At 63.6% G+C, this 7,825-nt stretch carries 7 protein-coding genes; 2 read left to right on the forward strand and 5 right to left on the reverse strand.

Annotated elements, in window-relative coordinates; all coding sequences use genetic code 11:
* A partial coding sequence (locus tag ACP5E6_RS14680) for a hypothetical protein (RefSeq protein WP_427955158.1) occupies positions 1-185 on the forward strand: 185 nt, incomplete at its 5' end.
* On the opposite strand, the gene ACP5E6_RS14685 is transcribed toward ACP5E6_RS14680, so the two are convergent.
* From ACP5E6_RS14685 to ACP5E6_RS14700, 4 genes are read right to left on the reverse strand one after another with little or no spacing between them, the layout of a single operon-like run.
* Positions 182-1,051 carry a DUF6671 family protein gene (locus ACP5E6_RS14685; RefSeq protein WP_427955161.1) on the reverse strand — a complete coding sequence of 290 codons (870 nt, stop codon included), beginning with the start codon at positions 1,049-1,051 and terminating at the stop codon, positions 182-184. The genes ACP5E6_RS14680 and ACP5E6_RS14685 overlap by 4 nt on opposite strands.
* A complete protein-coding gene (gene cysD, locus ACP5E6_RS14690) occupies positions 1,051-1,956 on the reverse strand; it encodes a sulfate adenylyltransferase subunit CysD (RefSeq protein WP_427955163.1) in 906 nt (301 codons plus the stop codon). The genes ACP5E6_RS14685 and cysD overlap by 1 nt, the downstream gene beginning before the upstream one ends.
* A 51-nt stretch (positions 1,957-2,007) precedes the next feature.
* Positions 2,008-4,434 carry a YbcC family protein gene (locus ACP5E6_RS14695; RefSeq protein ID WP_427955165.1) on the reverse strand — a complete coding sequence of 809 codons (2,427 nt, stop codon included), beginning with the start codon at positions 4,432-4,434 and terminating at the stop codon, positions 2,008-2,010.
* Positions 4,435-4,453: 19 nt separating this feature from the next.
* A complete protein-coding gene (locus ACP5E6_RS14700) occupies positions 4,454-6,013 on the reverse strand; it encodes a proton-conducting transporter membrane subunit (RefSeq protein WP_427955168.1) in 1,560 nt (519 codons plus the stop codon).
* Positions 6,014-6,120: 107 nt separating this feature from the next.
* Here ACP5E6_RS14700 and ACP5E6_RS14705 point away from each other — a divergent pair, with 107 nt between their 5' ends.
* On the forward strand, positions 6,121-7,002 hold the full coding sequence (locus ACP5E6_RS14705; RefSeq protein WP_427955170.1) for a LysR family transcriptional regulator: 882 nt from the start codon (positions 6,121-6,123) through the stop codon (positions 7,000-7,002).
* A gap of 87 nt (positions 7,003-7,089) precedes the next feature.
* On the opposite strand, the gene ACP5E6_RS14710 is transcribed toward ACP5E6_RS14705, so the two are convergent.
* A partial coding sequence (locus ACP5E6_RS14710; RefSeq protein WP_427955172.1) for an ISL3 family transposase occupies positions 7,090-7,825 on the reverse strand: 736 nt, incomplete at its 5' end.

Raw genomic sequence — 7,825 nt, forward strand, 5'->3', positions numbered from 1 at the left:
ATCGCAGCGAATCGGCGCAATACCTGGACCTATGGAAAATGGGGGGATTCGTGAGATCGAAAAGTGTTTTTTATAGGCATTATGTTTCTGAAAACGAGATCTGGTTGAACCAACTTGACGATGCCCCTGCTACACTCTCAACCATTGGCTTCGCTCCGATAATAATTTGGCGCATCGACGCCTAGGGATTGCATCCATCGCACTGTCCGGGATCTGCCGTCGTCTGATCGCAGGCCGGTCGCTCAAGCCTGTGACCACATGATCGGCAGGTGAGAACGTCGGTCATGACAACGCGCGTCGGCTCGCCGCACCAAGCGCACGGCAGGCCGGGAACACGCTCGGTCACGTCGAATCCCGGGTAGTCGCAGTCCGGACAACGGCTGTGAAAGCGGCGCACGAGGTCATTTGTGGCCCGTTCGATCGCGGCCATTCGGGTTGGGTTCCGATGGGCGCGCATGTCGGTTTCGACAAAGGCGGCGCCGCACCTGCTACACGCCTCCCGCACCGCGGACGCGAGCGTGTCATGGTCCGTGACGTCCTTCCGCAGAAGGACTTCCGGCGCCGGCTGGTCATCGCGGCATCCCATGACGATCAAACCATGCTCCGGGAACCTGACGCGTTCGGCGAATGCAATGACTTCATCGAAATCGCGCGCGACCACATGCGCGAAATTGGTTTCCGGGTTCGCGTCGTAGCCGATGAGTTCCAGACCATTGTCGCGGTCGACCATCAGAACCAGTTCGCGGCCGAGCGCCAGGAAGGGAAAGTGGGGATGTGGCCCGAAACTGCCCTCGCTCGCTAATCCCACGCGCGCGCCGGGAGCCCGTTCAAAACCCGCGGCGATCTTCGCCTTCGCAGCGTCGAGTTGTGAGCCGAGCCGTTCGACCTCGCGACTGAACGTGCCAAATCGATCCGTATCGACAGACCGGACCAATTCAACGCGCAGGCCCAGCCCTTCTCGCAGGATTGGAGCAATAACACGCTCCTTGGCGTGCATCGTGGTTAGCACCGCCTGGATGTCTCGATAGTTCCACGGGCTTGAGCCAGCCATCAGAAATAGCCTTCGCGCTTTTTCTGTTCGAGTGAGCCGCCATCCTCGCCGTCGCTGATGCGTCCTTGCCGCTCGGATGAGGATGCTCTGAGGGTTTCGTCCACGACGGACCGCAGGTCGGAGGCATCGGATTCGATGGCTCCCGTCACTGGCCAGCAGCCGAGCGTGCGAAAACGCACCTTGCGGATGGACATCTGCTCGCCGGGGAGGAACCGCATCCGGCTTTCGTCATCGACCACGATGAAGGCGCCGCCGCGTTCGACCACAGGGCGTGGAGCGGCATAGTAGAGCGGCGCGAGCTCGATATCCTTGAGCAGGGCGTAAGCCCAAATGTCCGTCTCGGTCCAATTGGACAGGGGGAAGACCCGCGCGGTTTGGCCCTTGGCGAGGCGCGCGTTGTAGAGTTTCCAAAATTCGGGGCGCTGCTGGCGCGGCTCCCAAGCGTGCGCCGCGTTCCGGATCGAGACGATCCGCTCCTTGGCGCGTGACTTCTCTTCGTCGCGGCGAGCCCCGCCGAAGATGATGTCGTACCCGCCGGCATCGAGCGCCGCCTTCAACGGCTCCGTGCGCATGACCGTGGTGTACCGCTCCCCGTGGTCGAACGGGTTGATGCCCGCGGCTCGTCCCTCCTCATTGGCGTGTGCGATGAGACGCAAGCCGTGCTTGCTGGCGAAAGCGTCCCGAAATTCGATCAGCGATCGGAATTCCCAGGTCGAGTCGACATGGAGCAAGGGAAACGGCGGCGTACTCGGATAGAAGGCTCGGATAGCGAGATGCGCCATCACCGTCGAGTCCTTGCCGGCCGAGAACAGCATCACAGGGTTTCGCGCTTCGGCGACCACTTCACGGATGATATGGATCGCCTCGGACTCCAGCGCGGCGAGATGGTTTGCGGCTCGGGTCATGACCTTGGCTCCTGACCGGAATTCGCACTGCGGGGCTGGCGGGGCATGGCGTCAGACCGCCACTTTGAGTTGCGGCGACGCATGAGAGGCCTCGCGGTCTCCCATCGCCGACCATTTGAGATCGCCCGCGTAACGCCAGGCCATGCGCCCGGCCTCGTCTAGGGCGAACAGATGCAGCCAGCCATTGTCGAACAGGGCGCGCACGCCCGCGTGCCGGCCAAGGATCTCCGACATCGCTTCACGCGGGGCCTCGATGCAGACCGACAGCCGCAGCGGATCGTGCGCATAGCGCTCGCCGTCGTGGACCGACTGCCAGGGCAAGCCGACGCGCAGGAGCCCCCCATTGCCCTCGACCACACCGATCCCGCCGGTGACATTGTGTAGGAGCTTGTTGCCGCCCCCGAAGACATCGGGCGCGACGGTCGATCCATAATATTGCAGGCTGATCCAGCTCGCCACGACGACCGGAGCGGTCAGGATCAGCTCGAGAACGCTGAAGCTCTTGTCCTGCTTCCAATCGTAGTCATGAAGGAAGGCCCGGCCTTCCAGGCTCTTGCCGACCGTGCGCCTGCGCGGGGCGGCGATGAAGGCCTGGCATCCGGCGAGGGCCCATTCGGGCCGGGTTTCGGACCAGTCGCGGCTTCTGCGATGAAGGGCGGTCTCGCTTGCGGCGCGTGGTAAGCGGAGGGCGCGTTCGGTCCGTGCAATTTTGCCCGCCGAAGCCAGCCAGGATCTCGCCTGATCGAGGTCGCCCTTGTGGGCGGCGGAGGGATGATCCTCGTCATAGAGGGTCACGTCGTCCGTGGTGGTGTCGTGGAGCGCCGCCACAAACAGCGTGTCGTCTGGAATTTCGATCCCACTCTGCGAGAGCCCATCTCTCACCTCGGCATCGTTCAGAAGTGAGGCGAGCAGTCGGGCGTTGACCTCACCGGAATAGCCGCCGCAGGCGCCGCAATGCAGGGCGCTGGCATGCGGGTTGTTAACGACGTTGGCGCCATGACCGGCCAGCAGCACGAGCCGTGCGAAATCGCGGGTCAATGACATCGCGCGCAGCACGGTCTCGGCGGCCTTCGCCAGGGCCGCCGCGTCGAGCGCCGGATCGAGCCGAGGCGCTGGATCGCTGGGCGACCGAGCGCCATCCAATCCCAACGCATCGGTCAGGAGCTTGCCCACATAGACGGGGCCTGTCGCCTCGACGAAGGCGAAGGAGGAGACCGCGGCGAGTTTGAACCGGCCCCAGGCGCGCTTCGCGCGCGCCTTGAACCGCGTCGACTGATCCTCCGCGTGGAGGTCGGGGCCGCCGGAGCACGACCTGAGCGCCGGATTGAGCAGGACTGGCAGCCGCCGTTCCTCGACATCCGACGCGAACCGCCTGTGCGCTGTGGTCAGACCGAAAAAGCCCGCGAAGCCCAGGGTCTGGATCCGAGGATCGAAGCTCTCGAGCGCCCGGCGAAAAACCTCGGAACGAACATCGATGCAGAAGGCCGCCTGGAGCGCCGGTCGATCCTCAAGCGCTTGAGGACACTGCCCGGCAAGAGTCTGCGCCAACGCCCGCTGGGCGGCGCGCTCGGCGGCCTCCTGCAGGATGGCGTCGATGTCGCCATCAAGCGTCGGTGCGAGGGGCGCGGCATGTGCTGTGCGCACACTTGCCCAAGCCTCCGCGATCTCGGCGCCGTAGTGCAGAAAGAGCGCTTCTTCCCAGATCAGACGGATGGCCAGGAAATCGGTGATCGTCGCGTCCGTGCCGTCGGCGAGTTCCGCCTGCCAGAGCTTGTAGCGGGCAAACTGCGCCCAGCCGCCGAGCGTCATGAGCATCTGATGGAAGTAGGTCTCGGCGGCGTCCGCCTCCAATCCCAGCCGAGCCACGACCCGCTCGACCGCCGCAGAAGCTGTTTCCGGCGCCTCCGATACATGAAGGGCGAAGTTGGACAGCCCGGCGATTTCGGGCGTGAGGTCGTGGGTGGTGATCGCCCGCCAGGCGGCGTAGGCGCCCTTGCCTTTCGGTGCGGCCCACAGCGCCTGCCCTTGGTCGAAATAGCCGGCGGCCCAGGCTCCGAAGCGTTCGGCGATCATCCCGGGCCAGTCGACGCCGGACGCGCGCGCCGCCAGGTCGGCGACGGCCGGAAGCGATTTTGGGGGCGGCGCTTCGACGCCGGCAGCGGCCTTCAAAGCCGTTACATCCGCGAGTCTCGGCCCCGTCGAGACGCTCGCCAGAGCGTCCGAAAGGTCAGCGTCACTGATCACACCTGCGGCGATCTTCTGGGCATACCAGCTCCGGGGCATCGTGACGGCGGCGCCGGCGACCCTTGCGAGCCGCGCGCTGACCTTGGCGAGGGGCTCGTCGGTTTGCCCAAGAAACGGATTGACCGCGACGCTGGACGCCAAGGGCCAGGCGGGCGGGACCGCGCGGGCGGCGCGATCCATGGCCAGCGTCAACGCTTGCGGGGCGGGCCAGGTCGAGAGGATTTCGTTGGTCATGATCGGTCTTCCTGGTCGGTTAGGATGGGTTGCGGACGGACCAGCCGCCGATCAGCCGGTCGAAAACGGCGTTGGCGTAAAATCCGTTCGAAAGATGCACGCGCAGGCCGGCGGCGGCGGGATGGTTGGCCCAAAGAGGAAACATGGCCTGCACGATGGCGACGATGCCGAAGCTCGCGGCCGTCAGTGCGATCAGCGCCCATTCGAGCGGACCAGGCGCCGGCGGTGCCGGCAGGACATTCGCGGTGATCACGGTCGCCGCCCACTGAAGGGCGAAGTAGCCGACCGAGGTCGCCACGGCATAGACGGCTGTGCGCCGTGTCAGCGCTCTGGGCGCCGCGTCGGCGAACCCTTGCGCCAGCATATAGGCGACGCCGAAGATCAGAATGGCGCCCAGCGCGATTGCTTGGGGCGACTTATGTTCGAAGCCGAAGCAGGCCCCAACCAGGACGTAGATGGCGAGGGCCGCCAGGAAGGCGCGCGCCACGGCGCCCGCCTTCGGGATGGCGACCGGGCCCGGCCTGCGGATTGAAGCCACTCTCTCGACGGCGCCGCCGGAGGCGAGGAAGGAATGCGCCTTGTAGAGCGAGTGGGCGACGATGTGCAGCAGCGCCAGGGGGAAGAGCGCCAGGCCGCACTCGAAGATCATGAACCCCATTTGGGCCACGGTGGACCAGGCGAGCGAGGTCTTGACCGCGGGCTGGGTCAGCATGACCAGGCTGCCGAACAGCGCGGTGAACCCGCCGATCATGACCAGCGCGGCAAGCACGCCGGGCGCCAGCAGCATGACGTCGGCAAAGCGGATCAGGAGGAAGCCGCCGGCGTTGATCACGCCGGCGTGGAGGAGCGCCGATACCGGCGTCGATGTCTCCATCACCTCGGTGAGCCAGCCGTGGGCGGGAAACTGGGCCGACTTGAGCACTGCGGCGATCGCCAGCAAGCCGGCGGCGGCGATGGCGAGCCCTCCACCCACGCCTAACTTCGCGGCGGCAAGGATGGTCCCGATGTCAGACGTCCGGTAAGCGGCGGCCAGCAAGAACGCGCCGCCGAGGAGTGCGGCGTCGCCGAGCCGCGCGGTGATGAACTTCTTCCGCGCCGCCCGCTGCGCGGCGATGCGCTGCGGATAGAACAGCAGCAGCCGGTGCAAAAACAGGCTGGTGGCGATCCAGGCGATCACCAGTTGGAACAGATTGCCGGCGGTCACGAGTAATGCCACCGACGCCAGTGTCAGGCAAAGCCACCCGGTGAAGGCGCCTTGGCGGGGCTCGCCGTCCAGGTAGGTCCGCGCGTAGCGGACGACGATCCAGCCGACGAACGTAACCAGCAGCAACATGGTCACGCTCACGGCGTCGAGCCTGACCGACGGACCGAATCCTTTGAACCCGAGGACGGGACTTTCGACAGCTCCGAAGAGGATCAGGCTCCCGGCTGACACGATCGCTCCAAGTAGCGCGAGGAGCGAAGCGGTTTCGGCCAGTAAGGGGCTGAGTTTCGGCCGCCGACCACGATCGAGGAAGCCGATTGCTCCGGCGAGAAGCAGCGGAACGGGCGCCGACAGCGGCGCGAGGAAGTGCTGCACGAGAGCCCCCTTCAAAGACAATGACTGTTCGGGGACTTTGGTACAGGGTCACGAAATCTTAAAAAAATTCATTGTTTAGGAAAAGACGTTCGTTTTAATAGAACGATATGACAGACCTGAACTACAATCACCTCCGCTATTTTTGGGTGGTGGCTCACGAGGGCAGCCTCACGCGGGCGGCCGAGCGCATGAACCTGTCCCAGTCGGCTCTTTCTGTTCAAATTCAGAAGCTTGAGCACCAGATGAGCCATCCGCTTTTCGAGCGCGTCGGCAGGAAGCTCATTTTGACAGAGGCCGGGAAGATCGCGCTCGACTACGCCGACACGGTGTTCAAGGCCGGCGCCGAACTCATGAGCACCCTGCGGGGACAGCCGCTGGCTACCCGTCAGGTTCTCCGCGTCGGTACCCTGACGACCCTGTCGAGGAATTTCCAGCTCGAATTCCTCCGACCCCTGGTCGGCCGATCGGATGTCGAATTGATCGTCCGCTCAGGCAACATTCGCGATCTGCTCACGCAACTGGAGGCGCACGCCATCGACGTGGTCCTGGCCAACAGCGCCGCGCCGCGCGACGTCCGCTCGTCCTTGCGCAATCATTTGCTCAACGAGCAGCCCGTGAGCTTGGTGGGCCATCCGCGTGCCGATGGGCGCAAGTTCAAATTTCCCGACGATCTCCGGTCGGAACCGATTCTTTTGCCGAGCCTGGACAGCGATATTCGCGTCGCCTTCGATCGGGTGCTCGAGCTAGCCGGGATAAGACCCATCATCCTGGCCGAAGTCGACGACATGGCGATGCTGCGTCTGCTCGCCCGTGAACGGGAGGGCGTGACCCTCGTGCCTCCAATTGTCGTCCGCGACGAGCTTGAGGCGGGAGTCCTCGTCGAGCACTGCCGAATACCCGAGGTCACGGAGACTTTCTACGCCATCGTGCAGAAGCGGCGGTTCCCCAATCGGCTGCTGAGCGAGCTTCTCCCGGTCGGGAAGCTTTAGGCGAGGGAGCGACCGCTGCAGGGCCTTGAATTAACCCCACCCGCTATTAAGGTATGGTATGCTTTAATAGCGATAAAGGGCTCTGCGTCAGATTTGGTGCAGAAGGACGTTTGAAAGAGTCATCATTCGAATTCGCAACAATTCGGTGCTTGCCCGGCCATACATGGACCGCTTCAGCATTTTCAAACGGTTTATCTGACCTTCGATTTGGCCACTGCTCCAAGGTTCCGCGATAGCGTTCTTTACCGCGTCGCTGTCCCTTTTGAGCGTTTTCGCAAAACGTTGCAACGCATAGATGCCGGAACTTGTGGCGTCTGCAATCCAGTCGGCCAGTTTTTCTGGTTTATGGCTCCGCAGCAGCGCAGTGAACCGCAACGCGAGCCGGCGCATGGCGCGAAAGCCAGGCACTTGCTCTTTCAGCTGATCAAGCGTGGCCAACTGGCGCTTTGTCATCAGTGGCGGCGGCTTCATGCAAAGTGACGCGGCAACCAGTGAGGATATCCGTGTTCCGCTGGTTGGGTCTACTGGCAGAAGAAGTTTGGTTGATGTTGAAATTTTAGGGTGCGCTCCGCGTCGCCACGGCGAAAGATATTCGGCCAACCGCGAGTGACAACCGATATAGCCGAGGTTTTTAATCTCATCATGAAGGCGACCAAGCTTTGTTACGCCTTCGGCCCAACGTTGCGCCAGAAAGACATGGTAATGCCCTGGATGGGTCGGCTTGGGGATGTCCCGTCGGATGTTGAATTGAGGGGAGCGGCGTTGCCTGCCTTGAGCTCGTAAGCTCGGGGTACCGAATCCACTGAGAAAGGCAACGCCATGA

The organism is Acidiphilium sp., from assembly GCF_049977125.1.
Classification (GTDB): Bacteria; Pseudomonadota; Alphaproteobacteria; order Acetobacterales; family Acetobacteraceae; genus Acidiphilium.